A 14,662-nucleotide genomic window follows, 5' to 3' on the forward strand; every position below is an offset into this window, starting at 1 on the left:
GCACTGAGCCGCCGGACACTATCGGTTAAACGAACGGTTGACCGGCAAAACCACGGGGAAGTCTTTGCAAGCCGGGCATGGCCACCATTCGCTCGATCCAGGCCTGGCGCCAGTCGGTCGCCGTCCGGGTAGCTTTGGCTTTGCGCGCGGCACGTCGTGCGGCGTTGCGCTGGGTCTTGCGCGCCTCTTTGTAGGCATCGGTGTTTCGACAGCTCCTGCATTTGACCCGGTTCAGTTCATGGGTTGAAACGAGGTTGTTGCCTTTGTGACCGCAGGCCAGATGCCCGCTGACTTTGAAGTGGGTAACCATTGGGACGTCTCCTTGTGACGTGTGATCGTTGGACCCCACGGGTTTGGCGACGTTCGTTGTCGGTTTTGAGGCAAAAAAATCCCAGCACGGGGCTGGGCTGGTTTACGTCGGGCTGGAGATAACGGTGAAATGATCAGGCGGACACGGACCCGCTGACGAAAATGTCGTCAGTCATGCCTGCGGTGTCGGAGCCTTTCTTCGCATCGAATGCCTGAGCGGCTCATCTGAACCGTGGCAGCGGCCGGTCGACGGGTTTCAGTGCCGACAGCGTATTGCGGATCAGGGGCGTATCTTTTTCGATGTCGTTCAGGCGATCGCGAATTCGCAGCGCGGTAGGATGCCCGCCTTGATGATCGACCCAATCGGCAATTTCCTTGCACGCTGCGGCCAGGCGAACCTGACGGGAATCGAGCAAGGTAAGCAGGGTGGTGATGGACTCTTTTTCGGACATGGGAAATACCTCCGTTGAAGACACCTGACAGGGCAGTAAAAAGCCCGCCTTGGGCGAGCTTGCTACCGGTAAGTGCTGAACCTCCAGCTCCCCTCAGTATAGACCCGTAGCAGGCCCGTCAAGGCTCCTCAGCCTTGGCGGGCCGTGACTTGTGACCTGGCATTCAGCTGGTGGCAGACGCGCTGCGCGTCGACTTCAAGTTCAAAGCCGTCCCCGAAAAAGCCGTTGGTGCGGGTATCGTAGATGCGGTACCAGACAGCGGCATCAGGAGGTGGGTGGCCGGTTTCGCCAGCCCGGCGGCCATGAATGATGATCTTGTTGCAGCGCTTGACGACGAATATGTCTTCCATGGCTTCACCGCAGCTGATTCATGTACAGATCAACTATAGAAGTCATTTGTAATCGTGCAAAAAATAGACAAGTCAATTCGTCGGTTCAGACGCCAGTTTCTCCAGCAACATGGCCAGTGCGACTTCCTCGGCGCGCAGGCCCTTGCGCACCCTTGGCCTCGGTAATTCGGCCAATCTCCCCAGCGGAAAACCCTCGAGCACGGCCGGATGGATATAGCATTTTCGGCAAACCGCCGGAGTATTGCCCAGTTGCCTGGCGACGCTCTTGACCATCTCCACGACGTGCCGTTTCGCTTCCGATTCCGGTTGCCACTCCAGTTCGCGCAGGACCGAAAGGGCCAGGGCGCTGCCGGCCCAGGTGCGATAGTCCTTGGCGGTGAAATCGGCGCCGGTCAGGGTTTTCAGGTAGGCGTTGACGTCGGCGGAGGTCACGGTGTGCCGCAGACCGTCTTCATCAAGGTATTGAAAGAGGTCTTGCCCGGGGATCTCCTGGCAGCGCTTGACGATCCGCGCCAGTCGCCGGTCCCGCACGGTGATTTGATGTTCGATGCCACTTTTGCCGCGAAACTGGAACAGGATCGCACTGCCGTTGATCTCGACATGACGGTCGCGCAAGGTGGTCAGGCCGTAGGAGCGGTTGTCCCGCGCGTATTGAGTGTTGCCGACGCGAATCAGCGTGGCATCCAGCAGGGTGATGACGGTGGCCATGACTTTGTCACGACTGAAACCCGGCGCCGCCAACAAGGCCTCCAGTTGCTTGCGCAGTTTGGGCAGGGCCAGGCCGAAATCCCGCAAGCGCGAGTATTTGTCGCCGTCGCGCACTTCGCGCCAGCGCGGGTGATAGCGATATTGCTTGCGACCTCGAGCGTCTCGACCTGTGGCTTGCAGGTGGCCCCGCGGGTCGGCGCAAATCCATACATCGGTGTAGGCCGGCGGCACCGCCAGTGCATTGATGCGCTGGACCTCCTCTTGATTGGTGATGCGCTCGCCGGACGGATCGAAGTAATGGAACTTGTCTCGCCGTTTCTTGCGAGTGATTCCGGGAAGTGTGTCATCGACGTAGCGCAAATCGCGTGGCAGTTCATCGGGCATGGCGATTGTCCTTGGCCAGGAGTCAGGGGCCGTTAAAGCCATTGACCGCAGCCCCTGGAAGTCGTGCCGACGTATTTACGCCAAAACCGCCACGGCCTTGATCTGTGCCCAGAGAGGCTGGCCGGGATGCACGTTCAATTGGTCACGGGAGAACCGGGTGATACGCGCCAGCAACGGTGTGCCCGCGGCGTCCAGGCGCAACAGCACATGGGCGGCGTTATCGGCGGCCATTTCGCTGACTACGGTGACTGGCAGGCGATTGAGGATGCTGCTGTGTTCGGCGTTGTGCAGGCTCAGGCTCACATCCCGCGCCTGTACCTTGCAGCGCAACGTCTGGCCCGGCGCCATCGGTGTATGTGCCACACGGATGTGCAGGGTGGTGTCGGGCAGTTGCACCGTGAGCAACTGGTAGTCGGCGTCGTAGTGGCTGACGCGGGCTTCGATCACCACGCCGGCTTCGTCGCCCATGGCCAGCGGCAGGTCGAGACGGGCCAGGGTCTGGCCGATGGGCCCGCTGGCCAGCGCCTTGCCTTCGTTGAGCAGCACGATATGGTCGGCCAGTCGCGCCACTTCATCCTGGGAGTGGCTGACATACAGCACCGGAATGTCCAGCTCGTCATGCAGCCGTTGCAGGTAAGGCAGGATTTCGCTTTTGCGCCGGGAATCCAGTGCCGCCAACGGCTCATCCATCAGCAGCAATTTCGGACTTGTGAGCAGGGCACGGGCGATGCCGATGCGCTGCCGTTCGCCGCCTGACAGGTGCTGCGGATGGCGGTCGAGCAGATGGCCGATGCCGAGCAACTCGGTGGCGTGGGCCATGTCGACGTGGCGCTCGTGTTTGGGAATCCGCCTGAGGCCGAATTCCAGGTTGGCCAGCACCGAAAGATGCGGGAACAGACTGGCCTCCTGAAATACGTAACCCAGGGCGCGCTTGTGCGGCGCGACGAAAATCTGCCGCTCGCTGTCCTGCCAGACTTCGTCATTGACCTGGATGAATCCCTGCTCGGCCCGCTCCAGCCCGGCGATGCAGCGCAGAATCGTGGTCTTGCCGGAGCCTGAGTGACCGAACAGCGCGGTGACGCCACGACCGGGCAACTGCAGGTCGACATCCAGGGCGAAACCCGAATAGCTCAATTTCAAACGTGTGTGAATCATCGATCAGCTCCAGCCCGCTTTGGTTTTGCGGCTGGAGTACAGCGCCAGCAACACTGCGAAGGAGAACACCAGCATCGCCCCGGCCAGCCAATGGGCCTGGGCGTATTCCATGGCCTCGACGTGATCGTAGATCTGCACCGAGACCACGCGGGTCTTGTCGGGAATGTTGCCACCGATCATCAGCACCACGCCGAATTCGCCAACGGTGTGGGCAAAGCCCAGGATGGCGGCGGTGATGAATCCCGGACGGGCCAGCGGCAGGGTGACGCTGAAAAAAGTGTCCCAGGGATTGGCACGCAAGGTCGCGGCCACTTCCAGCGGGCGGGTGCCGATAGCGGAAAAGGCGTTTTGCAATGGCTGGACCACGAAAGGCATCGAGTACAGCACCGATCCGATCACCAGACCTGCAAAACTGAATGTCAGGGTGCCGAGCCCCAATGATTGGGTGAACTGGCCGACGAACCCGTGGGGGCCGAGGGCCAGCAGCAGATAAAACCCGATCACTGTGGGAGGCAGGACAAGGGGTAGGGCAACGATTGCCCCGACCGGGCCGCGCAGCCAGGATCGGGTGCGCGAAAGCCACAGCGCCAGCGGAGTGCCGATGACCAAAAGGATGACGGTCGTCAGGGACGCCAGTTTCAGGGTCAGCCAGATGGCGGAAAAATCGGCACTCGTCAGCGTCATTTAGAGTTGGTAACCGTAGGATTTGATGACAGCTGCGGCTTTCGGGCCCTTGAGGTAGTCAACCAGCGCCTTGGCCGCCGGGTTGTCCTTGCCCTTGTTGAGGATCACCGCATCCTGTTTGATCGGGTCGTGCATATCGGCTGGAACGATCCACGCCGAACCGCCAGTGACTTTGCCGTCTTTATAGATCTGCGACAAGGCGACGAAGCCTAGTTCGGCATTGCCGGTGGACACGAATTGATAGGCCTGGGTGATGTTCTGGCCTTCGACGATCTTGTCCTTGACCTTGTCGGTCAGGCCCAGTTTCGCCAGCACCTGGGTCGCCGCAAGGCCATAAGGCGCGGCTTTCGGGTTGGCGATGGACAGATGCTGATACTGATTGTCGCTCAGGACTTTGCCCTTGGCGTCGACGTAACCGTCCTTGGCCGACCACAGCGCCAGGGTGCCGATGGCGTAGGTGAAGCGCGAGCCCTTGACGGTGTCGCCTTCTTTTTCCAGTTTTTCCGGCGTGGTGTCGTCTGCCGAGAGGAACACTTCAAATGGCGCGCCGTTCTTGATCTGGGTGTAGAACTGACCGGTCGCACCGAACGAAGTCACCAACTTGTGGCCAGTGTCTTTTTCGAAATCGGCGGCTATCGCCTGGATGGGGGCGGTGAAGTTGGCGGCGACAGCCACCTGGACTTCATCGGCCTGGGCAGAGCCGTAGGCCAATACAGAGAGAAGGGTCGCCAGGCAAGTAGGGGCAAAACGTGAGGCACGAATGGTCATGAAACGGCTCCGTTATAAGCAGGTGTTACGAGGGGGTGATTCGCTATATACCAGAATATATAGCCAAATGCCTGCAAACGGAAATGCCTGAAAGAGCGAGCACGCTCGCTCTTTCATGTTTCAGCGTCGAGCCAGCCTTGCCAAGCCTTCCTCAGCCAGCCGCCGGGTCAATTGCGCACTGGTCATGTCGGTTCCCAATGTAAACGCCTGCCCGGCCCACAGATTGCTGAAATCCGCTTCACCCTTGGCACGCAACGGCATCAGTGCACCGCCCGCCAAGGGAAAGGCCGGCGCCTTGTTGTTGATCGGCCCGAGCTCGCGCATGACTCGATTGAGAATCCCCCGCGCCGGGCGACCGGTGAAGAGGTTGGTCACGGCGGTCTCGCTGGCCTGAGCGGTTCGCAGTGCCTTGTGGTGCGAGGCGCTGACCTTGGCTTCCTGGGTGAACAGATAAGCCGTTCCCACCTGCACCGCCGAAGCCCCCAGCATGAACGCCGCCGCAACGCCACGCCCGTCGGCAATGCCGCCAGCGGCAATCACCGGCACTTTCACCGCATCGACGACCTGCGGCACCAGCGCGAACGTCCCGATCTGGCTGCTCAGGTCATCGCTGAGAAACATCCCGCGGTGTCCGCCCGCTTCGTACCCCATGGCGATGATCGCATCGCAGCCATGTTGTTCGAGCCAGACGGCTTCTTCGACGGTGGTAGCCGAGGACAGAATCTTCGCTCCGGTGGCTTTCACCCGGTCCAGCAGCGATTTTTCCGGCAGGCCAAAGTGAAAGCTCACGACTTCGGGGCGAAATGCCTCGATCACCTCGCAGCCCGCGGCATCGAACGGCGCGCGATTGGACACTGGTGTCGGCGCCTCGAAATCGACGCCCAGTTCCCGGTAATAGGGCTCCAATAGATTCTTCCACTCTTGCGCGCGCTGCTCGTCGACCGGCGGTGGCTGGTGGCAGAAAAAATTGACGTTGATAGGGCGCTGGCTGTGTTGGCGGATGGTCGTCAGTTCTTCGCGCAGTTGCTCAATGCTCAGCATGGCTGCCGGCATCGAGCCCAGGCCGCCGGCGTTGCTCGCGGCGATGACCATCGATGATTGGGTGGCGCCGGCCATGGGGCCCTGGATGATGGGCAATTCGATGCCGAGCAGGTCAAGAATGCGGGTATCTGGCCATTGGCTCATGTTGAGTGTTCTCCGACTGGGAAACCGGGCAGGGGCGGTAGGCCCGGATTTGTAACAGCATGGCCGGGCCGGAGCCAGATTTATTCAAGCGCCGGGCCTGCCTGTCAGCGTCGATGAAATCCACCACCACCACCTCCGCCGAACGAGTGATTCATGAACTGGGAAGAGTTCTGGAAGTTGTTCATCCGGTCGTTGCCGAACGAGCGCGCCTCGAAGTCGCGGTTGAGATTCTGCACTTGAGTAGTATTCGTCGAATTGATTCGGTTAGAGCCACCGACCATCGATTGCCAGCCGTCATCCGTCTTCTTGTAGACATTGCCATCGTGGCCTGCGTAAACGTTGTTGCCAATTTGCGCGGCGCCACTGTTGGGACCACGAACGCTCCTGTAGTCGGTGGTGTTGCCAGTGTTGGGGTTGTAGACGGCACCCCGGTTGGCATTGACCTGGTTGCCGGTGTAGACGTTGCCGGCGGTCACGTGCTGGCCGGCAATGGCACCGCCATTGGGGCCTGTGGCAACACCTTCGCGCCCGGCCGCGTAGTTGCCGGTGTACACGTTTTGCACGGCGCCCCGTTGACCGGCCGCAGCGACGCCGGTTCGCGAGTTGTAGGACGCGCCGACCTGGCCGGCCCAGCGATTGCCGGTCCAGGCGTTGTATCCGCCACTGTAGCGACTGACCGAGGCGCTATCCCCCCACTGGCGGTAGATATTGCCCGTTGTGCCGGCCCAGCCACCGGGGCCCCAGGCCACCGCACCGCCGTGATAGCCGTAGGCGACGCCGCCCCAGGGTATGGGCGCCGGATACAGATGCGGACCCCAGGCGTAGCCCCAGCCGTAGTTGCCCCACCAGGGGTAAGCGCCCCAGCCCCAACCCACGGCAACCGTGCTGCCGCCCCAACTCCAGCCGAAACCGTAGCCGAACGCCCAGCCGGTCCATGGCGTGTAGCGAATCGCCACGCCGAAACCGTAGGTCACCGGCGGGCCGTACCAGACGCTGCCGACCCACGGGGTATAGGGGTAGCCGGTGCCATACACCACGACGCCGGTGTCGGGATCCAGGGTGGAACCCTGATAGCCCGGTGTGTAACCCACCACCACGGTGTCGCCGCTGGATGAATAGACTTTGACGTAGGTGAGGTAGTGCAGGGGAGAGCTGGGGGGAATCGAGTAGATCACTGCCGGCACCGAGCTGGCGACCGACCATGGGCCTTGCACCGAGGTGGCCACGAACCAGACGCCGTTTTCTACCGCGTACCAGCTCTGGGCGTCGACCATGATGATGGGCGTCGGGCTGTTCACCACGTACTGCAACGGCGTGCCCTTGATGCCATTGAGCTGTGGCTGGCCGTCGAATTGCGGCGCCGTCATTTTCAACTGGCTTTTCTTGACGGCCGAGGTTTGCGGAATGCTGGCAGCAATCGCCGCCTCTTTCGCTTGAGGCGTACCCGCCACCGAGGCCTTGACGTTTTCCTTGGCGCTGTCATCGGGAATGTTGGCAAAGTCCGCCGGCAATTTGTCCGCCGGCACGAAGGTCCACGGGCCCTGCATGTCACTGGCGCGGAACCAGCGACCGGAGATCAGCAGGTAACTGTTCTGGTCGCCGATCTCCTTGAAAATGTGTCCGGTGGTGTTTGTCACATAAAGCAGTTGCGTGCCCTGGATCGGCAGCCATTGCGCGGCGCCGTCGGTGACGATCAATTCCGTCGGTGTTGTGGCGATATGAATCTGTGGCACCGGCGGTTTGGCCAGGCTTGGAATCTTGTCTTTCGGATCGCTCTGGCCCGTCAACAGGTCAACCTGCCGGCCCTGGATCGCTGCGCGCTTGGCTTTTTCCAGGTCAGCCGAAGGTGAGGACAACGGGGTATACGGGCCGCTCACAGTATCGGCCGCCATCCAGCCGTCAAACACGTGCAGGTAATGCCGACCCTGAGCATCCTCGAGTAACAGCGGCCGAGTGTTGATCACCCGTTGCAGCACCGTGCCTTCGACGGGGCGATACGCCGGCTCGCCGTCGATGTACACAAGAATGGCCGGGACCTCGGAGCTGACGATGGTCGGTGGGGTGTTGTCCAGGGGCTCGCTGCTGGCTTTCTGCTGGGCGGCGACCGTGCCCAGCGCGGCTTCGAGCTGATCGAGGGAAATGGTTTTCTTGCGGTTCAGCGCATCATTTTTCAGTAACTCTTTCCAGCTGTCGAGGTTGTCCGCGCCGGAGGGGAAATCGACTTTGGTGATGGTGTACTGGTCCAGTTCGACCCAACGGGTGGCCTTGTCCACCAGGGTATGGGCACTGAATTGCACGATGCCAAAGGTGGATTTGCCATCCTTGTCCGTGATTTCGACAGCGGCCCGTGCCTGCAAGGTGTAGCCATCCCAGCTGTCGAGTTGCGGCTGGTAGATCGTCAGTCTGGCGTCGCCATTGGTCTGCACCTGCGGCCAGCTCGGGCCATCCGGTGGCGGGGTTTGCGCGGGCGCGGCCTGGATGTTGGCAAGGCTCATCAAGCAAAACATCAGTACCGCGGTAAACGAGCGTAGGCAAGACATGGTCAACTCCATCGACAGGGCCGTTCTCGCGGTTTTCTGCCACCGCGAAAAAAGCATAGCCGTCGGTAATGGAAACACCCGGCGCCTGGAGCAAATGGCATACAGTCATGCAGGACGAAATGTTGTGTCGTGATATTCCATTGGCCGCACACCGGCGAACCCATCAGGAGGACGTCATGTTCCAGGGCATTTTGATCGACAAAGACGACAGCGGTTATCGAGCCACACTGCAACAGATCAATGAGGATCAACTGCCCGAAGGCGATGTGACGGTGCGGGTGGCGTACAGCACGTTGAATTTCAAGGATGGCCTGGCAATCACTGGCAGCAGCCCGGTGGTGCGAAAATTCCCGATGGTGCCGGGCATCGATCTGGCGGGTACCGTCGAAGCCAGCGAGCATCCGGATTACAGGGTCGGTGACCATGTCCTGCTCAATGGCTGGGGGGTAGGTGAAGGACATTGGGGTGGGTTGGCACAGAAAGCGCGTCTGAATGGCGATTGGCTGATTCCGCTGCCGCCAGCCTTTACCGCTGCTCAGTCGATGGCCATCGGCACCGCCGGTTACACCGCGATGCTGTGCATCCTGGCGCTGGAGCATAACGGCGTGTCACCCGAGCAAGGTGAAGTGCTGGTCACGGGCGCCAACGGCGGTGTAGGCAGTTGCGCCATCGCATTGCTGAGCCGGTTGGGTTACCGCGTGGTCGCGTCCACCGGGCGCACTTCGGAGCACGACTACCTCAAGCAATTGGGCGCCAGTGACATTATCGACCGCGCCACCTTGTCCGAACCGGGCAAACCCCTGGCCAAGGAGCGCTGGGCGGCGGTGGTCGATTCGGTCGGCAGCCACACCCTGGCCAACGCGTGTGCGAGCACCAGGGCCAATGGCACGGTTGCCGCGTGCGGCCTGGCTCAGGGCATGGACTTTCCGGCCTCGGTCGCGCCGTTCATTTTGCGCGGCGTAACCCTGGCCGGCATCAACAGCGTCACGCAACCCAAAGCCAAGCGTGTCGAGGCGTGGCGTCGACTGGCGCAGGATCTGGATTTCAAGCTGCTGTCGCTGATCAGCCACGAAATCGGCCTGAGCGAAGTCCTCGACGTGGCACCGCGGTTGCTCGCCGGGCAATTGCGCGGGCGGGTGGTGGTGGATGTGAATCGCTGATCAGCTCACCTGCAGGAGCGAGCCTGCTCGCGATGGACGACAACGATAACGCTGGGTGGCTGACACCCCGCAGTGTTCTTGAGTCCATCGCGAGCAGGCTCGCTCCTACAGGTGTCAGGTGGTGCTTTCCCGGTCGAGCAACTGTCGTTTGCGCTCCACCCCCCAACGATACCCCGACAGATTGCCATCGCTGCGCACCACGCGATGGCAGGGGATCGCTACCGCCAGGCTGTTCGCGCCGCAGGCCTGTGCCACAGCACGAACGGCTTTCGGGGCGCCGATTCGCTGGGCGATATCGGCGTAGCTTGCGGTGCTGCCCACGGGGATCTCGCGCAAGGCCTGCCATACCCGCTCCTGAAACGCCGTGCCGCGCACATCCAATGGTAGATCCAGGCCCAGGGCCGGCGCTTCGATAAAACCCACGACCCTGGCAATCAGCTGTTCGAAGGCCTGGTCGGCACCGATCAGATTGGCCCGACGGAACTTGTCCTGCAGGTCACAGACCAGTTGCTGCGGATCATCGCCCAGCAGGATCGCGCAAACTCCGCGCTCGCTCTGCGCCACAAGAATCGCCCCGAGGGAGCATTGGCCCACGGCAAATCGAATGTCATTGTTCTGCCCGGCAGCGCGGTAATCGGTGGGTTTCATGCCCAGCACCTGATCCGCCGCCTCATAAAAGCGGCTGTTGGAGTTGAAGCCGGCGTCGTACAGGGCGTCGGTGATCGAAGTGCCATCCGTCAGCCGTTCCCGTACCCGGCGCGAACGATGGGCGGCGGCATAGCCCCGGGGCGTCAGGCCGGTCACGGCCTTGAACACGCGATGGAAATGAAAGCTGCTCAATCCTGCGACCCGGGCCAGTTCGTCCAGCGGCGGGAGCTCCTCGGCCGTCTCGATCTGGCGGCACGCGGCAGCCACCGTCGCGGCATGTCGGGCCGCCAGGCCACTCTGATCCTTCGCCGCACGCTTGCTCGGGCGATAACCCGCCGCCTGAGCCTGCTCCGCGGTTTCGAAGAACTCGACATTCTGCGGCTTCGGCAAACGCGCCAGGCTACTGGGATTGCAGTAGATCCCGGTGGTTTTCACCGCATAAACAAACTGCCCGTCCGCCTGTGGATCGCGGGCGACTACGGCGGCCCAGCGTGGATCGTTTTCAGTGCTGACTTTTGTTGTTTGGCTTGTCATGGCTTTGTATCCGTTGACCCGTTTCCCGCAGATTAATCACCTGCCAGTACCCTGGCACTCCGGTGCTTGCGGTCAAATTCCAGCGCGTCGAAACGTGAAGTTAATCCGCTGCTCGCCCAGGATCGAGTGCTGGCCGTCCTTGATCGGCAGGACGCCGTGATAGCGCAGGCGATCCACGCCGCCCCAAACCACGATGTCGCCATGCAACAGGGGCACCCGTTGGGATTTGTCACTGCGCACGAACCCTCCGAACAGGAACATGGCCGGCAATCCCAGCGATACCGAAACGATCGGTGCGTCGTAGGATTTTTCGTCCTTGTCCTGGTGCAATGACATTTTTGCCCCAGGGACATAGCGGTTGATCAGGCAGGAATCCGGCACGAATCCGTCAAATCCGGCGTCCCGTGCGGCCGCCTGCGCCAACTCGAAAAAGACCTCGGGCATTGAAGGCCAGGGCTGACCCGTTTGCGGATCTTCGCGGGTGTAACGATAGCCACTGCGATCGGTGGTCCAGCCCCAGGTCCCGCAGCTGCTCAAGGCAACTGACATGGTGAATCCTCCCGGGGTGATCATTTGCCGAAAGGGCGCAGCTGCCAGCACCGCTTCCAGTGCGGGCAGTAAGCGGTCCAGCCAGGGCAGGGCAAAGCCTCTCAAGACGAAGGATTGTTCGCCAATCTGCTCGCGCCGCGGCTGTTGCTCCAGCTCGGTATCGGCAAACAGGTCAAGGGTCGTCGGGTTCATGGTCATGACGCATCGTGAAAGATAATGCCCAGGGTATGCCGTTTTCCGCTGTGCAGGCGACTGACGCCATGGCGCAGGGTAACCCGGTAATAGCCGCGCGAGCCTTTGACCGGGCGCTGGTTGACCGCAAAGATCAGTCCGTCACCTTTCTTCAGGCCGATGACCTGCGGGCGTGACTGCATGCGCGGTCGCTGTTCAATCAGGACGAACTCGCCGCCGGTAAAATCTTCGCCCGGTTCTGACAGCAGGATCGCCACTTGCAGTGGGAAAACGTGCTCGCCGTACAGGTCCTGATGCAGGCAGTTGTAGTCCTGCGGCCCATATTGCAGCAATAACGGTGTAGGACGTTGCTGACCGGCGGCATGGCAGCGTTCGAGGAAGGCGTCGTGGCTTTCGGGAAAGCGCTGCGGCAAGCCCATCTGTTCATGCCAGCGGTTGGCAATCGGCATCAGTCGCGGATAGAGCGCGCTACGCAGGTGAGCCACCAGATCGGGCAAGGGGTAGCGAAAGTACTTGTACTCGCCACGGCCGAAACCGTGGCGGGCCATGATCACTTGCGTGCGAAAGGGCTCGGATTGGCCATACAAGGCACTGATGTCATCACAGGCCTTGTGGCTCAACAGCGACGTTATGACCGCACAGCCGTCCTGATCGAGCTGCTGTTCCAGCAAGGGCCAATTCAGCCTGTTCAGGTATTGCTCACTCATTACCGGGCCTCACATGATTTGAGGTGGCCAGTCTGGGATGCGTCGACGGTGCGGACACTCCGGCGCTTGCGGTCGAATCCCGAATTACAGCGCCTTGCTGACGCTGATGTCGCTGATAACGTCCTCGCCCTGGCCGTGCAAGGCATCCAGCGCAGCCCTGGCTTCTTCTTCAGTGCCGTTCTCCAGCTGGGCGAATTCGAAGCGGCGCTCGCCGTTGAGCTTGTATTTGATTACGTACTTGGTTGTCTGGGCCACGGTCATACCTGTCTGTCTGGCGCTCTGTTCAGGAGCGGAAAGCGTTACTCAGCTGAGCTTGGAGCTGGAGCGGCGGATGATCTTGATGGAGTGGGTCAGGGTCGGTTTGCGGGTCACGCTGATCGCCCGGCGGCTGACAGTATCGATGGTGATGTTCCAGAAGCCGGTGCTCGGTGCTGTGATGCGGGCAGGGAAAGTGTCGAATGCGCCACCGTGATAGGTGTGGCGGCCACCATTCTTGAAGCTGCGGAAGTTGGCGTCGTTCATCAAGCGGATGTTGCAGGTTTGCGAGCATTGGATGACGACGATGTCGTCTTCGTTGAGGTGCTCGCGCTGGTGAATAAATTTCATGTGGGCGCCTCCGGAAGGGCTTTTTCTACAAAATCAAAACGATGGGCGCAGTTTATCAGCCTGCAGAGCTAAATATCCTGCTGTCTTGGGGCGCTTTGACAATTTAAGGACGTTCTCGGGCGTAGGCTGAGTAATAAATGCGGTTGGCCTCGGAGAAAAACCGTGTCTGTGCGGTCCGAGGGTCTTTAACGGAGGTTTGGTATGAAGTGCTGTGTGTGGGTCTTGCCATTGGCGTTGGCATTGGGTGGTTGCGCAAGTGTTTCGGAGATCAACCAGACGCTGCCCACCATGAACGTGATTTCCGGCAAGAAACCCCATGAGTACGCGCAATGCCTGAGCGAAAAACTCGCCAGCAGCCGCGGAGCCTTGCAAATCGAGCCACATAAAGACGGCGTGCGGGTGATCGTGCCGCAAAAACTGTCATCGGGACCGACGGCGGTATTCGATATCGAAGAGCGCTCCGGTGGCAGCAGCATCAAGCTCCACGAGAGCATGTCCAATGTGCCGGTACGTCCCAAGGATGTGCAAAATGCCGCGAACGCGTGCATTTCTGGCTGATAGACTACGTAAAATTCAATACCGATGCCGTCAAAGCCAGGCTTTGACGGCATTGTCATTTTATGGAGTCAGGCATGAAGCGCGAGCAGGTACGGGAGCGGCATGCAGAGGGTCTTATCTGCGCCACTCACGTCATTCAAAATCCGGCGAACCTTGGAGAGTGGATCGTATTCTTCAAAAAAAGCGCCGGACGCAGTTTTTTCCTGGTAGATGACAGCGATGAAGTCGAATCCTTCACTCGTCTCGATGACCTGATCGAGACGCTGCGCGGTCTGGGGATCAAATTCGCCGAGATCCATCTATAGGGCAGTTGGCTTACTTGCAGACCACCACCACGCTGCGGTTCTTGTAGTTGCCGACATCAACGCCCAAAGTCTTGTCGCTTTCAGCGGGTGCCGGGCTGCCGTCGGTGCCGACGATGCGATAGCCGGTGCCGGCACAGGAGGCGTCCGCCTTTTCATAGCAGCTGGCCCACGAGTTGGCTTCCCCGGAACAGTCGATGGCCAGGCCCTGTTCTCCATTGTTCAGATAAGTGGTTTCGGACGTTGCGCAGCCACTCAGGGCCAGTACCGCGATCAGTGGCAAGAATTTGGTCATGTCGTTGTCGTCGTCAAAGTGGTGGGCATAGCCTGTGACAGCGCCGGACGCAAAAGGTTATAGCCAAAGGCCACTTCCTTTGAGCGTTCACAAAAAAGCCCTGCAATGGCAGGGCTTGACGCGGTAGCTGTCGATCAGTTCTTTTCCTTACCGCGTCGCTTGGGTTCGGGGTGCTCAAGCTCCAGCACTGTCGCCACTTCAATGGCCATGGCTTCGGTTGGAAAGGGGCCGGCGATCTTCTCGCCAGCGGCACTATCGATCGACCACTGGCCGTCGTTCGTCTTGTTGATCAGGTACCCGTTGACGATCTTTGCTACCGACATCTACTTGCCTCGTTGGCTGGTTCAATCGCGCCATGATAGCGCCAAATGCTGACGACGGGAGCAGGGTGGTTTCAGTTGACAAGCGTGCAATTACGCCGGTCTCTGCTATCACTAACAGGTTGCCTGCGGTCGAATAGTCCCTTGCGGAGCTACTTGCGGAACTATCGGCAAGAAAATTTCTCCTATGATGGCATCGGTTAGCCAGCGCGGGGCATTGTAAGGTGCACGCCGCCTGATTAGACTGCGCCGAACT

General features: G+C 60.5%; 19 protein-coding genes. 3 read left to right on the plus strand and 16 right to left on the minus strand.

Annotation, left to right across the window (positions count from 1 at the left end; translation table 11 throughout):
• Window positions 1-25 precede the first annotated feature (25 nt).
• The 9 genes from ABTV29_RS13475 to ABTV29_RS13515 form a co-directional block, all read right to left on the minus strand.
• Window positions 26-310 (minus strand): hypothetical protein, encoded by a 285-nt coding sequence (locus tag ABTV29_RS13475; RefSeq protein WP_433770963.1) that lies wholly within the window; start codon window positions 308-310, stop codon window positions 26-28.
• A 220-nt stretch (window positions 311-530) separates the two neighbouring features.
• Window positions 531-761: a hypothetical protein gene (locus tag ABTV29_RS13480; RefSeq protein ID WP_034147138.1), complete on the minus strand. Its 231-nt coding sequence runs from the start codon at window positions 759-761 to the stop codon at window positions 531-533.
• A 128-nt stretch (window positions 762-889) separates the two neighbouring features.
• Window positions 890-1,111, minus strand: coding sequence for a hypothetical protein (locus ABTV29_RS13485; RefSeq protein WP_433770966.1), 222 nt, complete (start codon window positions 1,109-1,111; stop codon window positions 890-892).
• A gap of 72 nt (window positions 1,112-1,183) precedes the next feature.
• Window positions 1,184-2,203, minus strand: a complete 1,020-nt coding sequence (locus ABTV29_RS13490) for a DNA topoisomerase IB (RefSeq protein ID WP_433770969.1) — start codon at window positions 2,201-2,203, stop codon at window positions 1,184-1,186.
• Between the two features lie 75 nt (window positions 2,204-2,278).
• The gene (gene modC, locus ABTV29_RS13495; protein ID WP_433770972.1) at window positions 2,279-3,358 is read right to left on the minus strand and encodes a molybdenum ABC transporter ATP-binding protein; all 1,080 of its coding nucleotides are present in this window, start codon (window positions 3,356-3,358) and stop codon (window positions 2,279-2,281) included.
• Window positions 3,359-3,361: 3 nt separating this feature from the next.
• Entirely contained in the window at window positions 3,362-4,042 is a 681-nt protein-coding gene (gene modB / locus ABTV29_RS13500) for a molybdate ABC transporter permease subunit (RefSeq protein ID WP_433770975.1), read from the minus strand.
• Window positions 4,043-4,810, minus strand: a complete 768-nt coding sequence (gene modA / locus ABTV29_RS13505; protein ID WP_433770978.1) for a molybdate ABC transporter substrate-binding protein — start codon at window positions 4,808-4,810, stop codon at window positions 4,043-4,045.
• A 120-nt stretch (window positions 4,811-4,930) separates the two neighbouring features.
• On the minus strand, window positions 4,931-5,995 hold the full coding sequence (locus tag ABTV29_RS13510) for an NAD(P)H-dependent flavin oxidoreductase (RefSeq protein ID WP_433770981.1): 1,065 nt from the start codon (window positions 5,993-5,995) through the stop codon (window positions 4,931-4,933).
• A gap of 104 nt (window positions 5,996-6,099) precedes the next feature.
• Window positions 6,100-8,535: an autotransporter gene (locus ABTV29_RS13515; protein ID WP_433770983.1), complete on the minus strand. Its 2,436-nt coding sequence runs from the start codon at window positions 8,533-8,535 to the stop codon at window positions 6,100-6,102.
• A gap of 176 nt (window positions 8,536-8,711) precedes the next feature.
• Between ABTV29_RS13515 and acuI the strand changes: the two genes are divergently transcribed.
• Window positions 8,712-9,695, plus strand: a complete 984-nt coding sequence (gene acuI / locus ABTV29_RS13520) for an acrylyl-CoA reductase (NADPH) (RefSeq protein ID WP_433770986.1) — start codon at window positions 8,712-8,714, stop codon at window positions 9,693-9,695.
• Window positions 9,696-9,809: 114 nt separating this feature from the next.
• On the opposite strand, the gene ada is transcribed toward acuI, so the two are convergent.
• From ada to ABTV29_RS13545, 5 genes are all read right to left on the minus strand, one after another.
• Entirely contained in the window at window positions 9,810-10,877 is a 1,068-nt protein-coding gene (gene ada, locus ABTV29_RS13525) for a bifunctional DNA-binding transcriptional regulator/O6-methylguanine-DNA methyltransferase Ada (protein ID WP_433770988.1), read from the minus strand.
• A 72-nt stretch (window positions 10,878-10,949) separates the two neighbouring features.
• On the minus strand, window positions 10,950-11,618 hold the full coding sequence (gene alkB, locus ABTV29_RS13530) for a DNA oxidative demethylase AlkB (protein ID WP_433771865.1): 669 nt from the start codon (window positions 11,616-11,618) through the stop codon (window positions 10,950-10,952).
• Between the two features lie 2 nt (window positions 11,619-11,620).
• Window positions 11,621-12,325 (minus strand): 2OG-Fe(II) oxygenase, encoded by a 705-nt coding sequence (locus tag ABTV29_RS13535; protein WP_433770990.1) that lies wholly within the window; start codon window positions 12,323-12,325, stop codon window positions 11,621-11,623.
• A gap of 84 nt (window positions 12,326-12,409) precedes the next feature.
• Complete coding sequence (locus ABTV29_RS13540; protein WP_204354383.1) at window positions 12,410-12,580, minus strand: hypothetical protein; 171 nt, start codon at window positions 12,578-12,580, stop codon at window positions 12,410-12,412.
• 48 nt (window positions 12,581-12,628) lie between these two features.
• The gene (locus ABTV29_RS13545; protein ID WP_039768744.1) at window positions 12,629-12,931 is read right to left on the minus strand and encodes a DUF1883 domain-containing protein; all 303 of its coding nucleotides are present in this window, start codon (window positions 12,929-12,931) and stop codon (window positions 12,629-12,631) included.
• Window positions 12,932-13,132: 201 nt separating this feature from the next.
• Between ABTV29_RS13545 and ABTV29_RS13550 the strand changes: the two genes are divergently transcribed.
• Together ABTV29_RS13550 and ABTV29_RS13555 are read left to right on the plus strand one after the other, a co-directional pair.
• The gene (locus ABTV29_RS13550) at window positions 13,133-13,489 is read left to right on the plus strand and encodes a hypothetical protein (RefSeq protein WP_433770992.1); all 357 of its coding nucleotides are present in this window, start codon (window positions 13,133-13,135) and stop codon (window positions 13,487-13,489) included.
• Window positions 13,490-13,563: 74 nt separating this feature from the next.
• Complete coding sequence (locus ABTV29_RS13555; RefSeq protein WP_433770993.1) at window positions 13,564-13,794, plus strand: hypothetical protein; 231 nt, start codon at window positions 13,564-13,566, stop codon at window positions 13,792-13,794.
• Window positions 13,795-13,804: 10 nt separating this feature from the next.
• Here the strand turns inward: ABTV29_RS13555 and ABTV29_RS13560 are convergent, their stop codons facing one another.
• Together ABTV29_RS13560 and ABTV29_RS13565 are read right to left on the minus strand one after the other, a co-directional pair.
• The gene (locus ABTV29_RS13560) at window positions 13,805-14,086 is read right to left on the minus strand and encodes a hypothetical protein (protein ID WP_433770995.1); all 282 of its coding nucleotides are present in this window, start codon (window positions 14,084-14,086) and stop codon (window positions 13,805-13,807) included.
• 134 nt (window positions 14,087-14,220) lie between these two features.
• Window positions 14,221-14,409, minus strand: a complete 189-nt coding sequence (locus tag ABTV29_RS13565; protein ID WP_433770996.1) for a hypothetical protein — start codon at window positions 14,407-14,409, stop codon at window positions 14,221-14,223.
• Window positions 14,410-14,662 lie beyond the last annotated feature (253 nt).

It is taken from the genome of Pseudomonas putida, from assembly GCF_050989985.1.
Taxonomy (GTDB): Bacteria; Pseudomonadota; Gammaproteobacteria; order Pseudomonadales; family Pseudomonadaceae; genus Aquipseudomonas; species Aquipseudomonas putida_AI.

Bases quoted from the DNA above. Each gene is read 5' to 3' on its own strand.
- modB (WP_433770975.1), bottom strand. From the start codon at position 4,042: ATGACGCTGACGAGTGCCGATTTTTCCGCCATCTGGCTGACCCTGAAA.
- acuI (WP_433770986.1), top strand. From the start codon at position 8,712: ATGTTCCAGGGCATTTTGATCGACAAAGACGACAGCGGTTATCGAGCC.
- ABTV29_RS13475 (WP_433770963.1), bottom strand. From the start codon at position 310: ATGGTTACCCACTTCAAAGTCAGCGGGCATCTGGCCTGCGGTCACAAA.
- ABTV29_RS13515 (WP_433770983.1), bottom strand. From the start codon at position 8,535: ATGTCTTGCCTACGCTCGTTTACCGCGGTACTGATGTTTTGCTTGATG.
- modC (WP_433770972.1), bottom strand. From the start codon at position 3,358: ATGATTCACACACGTTTGAAATTGAGCTATTCGGGTTTCGCCCTGGAT.
- ABTV29_RS13550 (WP_433770992.1), top strand. From the start codon at position 13,133: ATGAAGTGCTGTGTGTGGGTCTTGCCATTGGCGTTGGCATTGGGTGGT.
- alkB (WP_433771865.1), bottom strand. From the start codon at position 11,618: ATGAACCCGACGACCCTTGACCTGTTTGCCGATACCGAGCTGGAGCAA.
- ABTV29_RS13510 (WP_433770981.1), bottom strand. From the start codon at position 5,995: ATGAGCCAATGGCCAGATACCCGCATTCTTGACCTGCTCGGCATCGAA.
- ABTV29_RS13565 (WP_433770996.1), bottom strand. From the start codon at position 14,409: ATGTCGGTAGCAAAGATCGTCAACGGGTACCTGATCAACAAGACGAAC.
- ABTV29_RS13545 (WP_039768744.1), bottom strand. From the start codon at position 12,931: ATGAAATTTATTCACCAGCGCGAGCACCTCAACGAAGACGACATCGTC.
- ABTV29_RS13490 (WP_433770969.1), bottom strand. From the start codon at position 2,203: ATGCCCGATGAACTGCCACGCGATTTGCGCTACGTCGATGACACACTT.
- ABTV29_RS13480 (WP_034147138.1), bottom strand. From the start codon at position 761: ATGTCCGAAAAAGAGTCCATCACCACCCTGCTTACCTTGCTCGATTCC.
- ABTV29_RS13555 (WP_433770993.1), top strand. From the start codon at position 13,564: ATGAAGCGCGAGCAGGTACGGGAGCGGCATGCAGAGGGTCTTATCTGC.
- ABTV29_RS13485 (WP_433770966.1), bottom strand. From the start codon at position 1,111: ATGGAAGACATATTCGTCGTCAAGCGCTGCAACAAGATCATCATTCAT.
- ABTV29_RS13560 (WP_433770995.1), bottom strand. From the start codon at position 14,086: ATGACCAAATTCTTGCCACTGATCGCGGTACTGGCCCTGAGTGGCTGC.
- modA (WP_433770978.1), bottom strand. From the start codon at position 4,810: ATGACCATTCGTGCCTCACGTTTTGCCCCTACTTGCCTGGCGACCCTT.
- ABTV29_RS13535 (WP_433770990.1), bottom strand. From the start codon at position 12,325: ATGAGTGAGCAATACCTGAACAGGCTGAATTGGCCCTTGCTGGAACAG.
- ada (WP_433770988.1), bottom strand. From the start codon at position 10,877: ATGACAAGCCAAACAACAAAAGTCAGCACTGAAAACGATCCACGCTGG.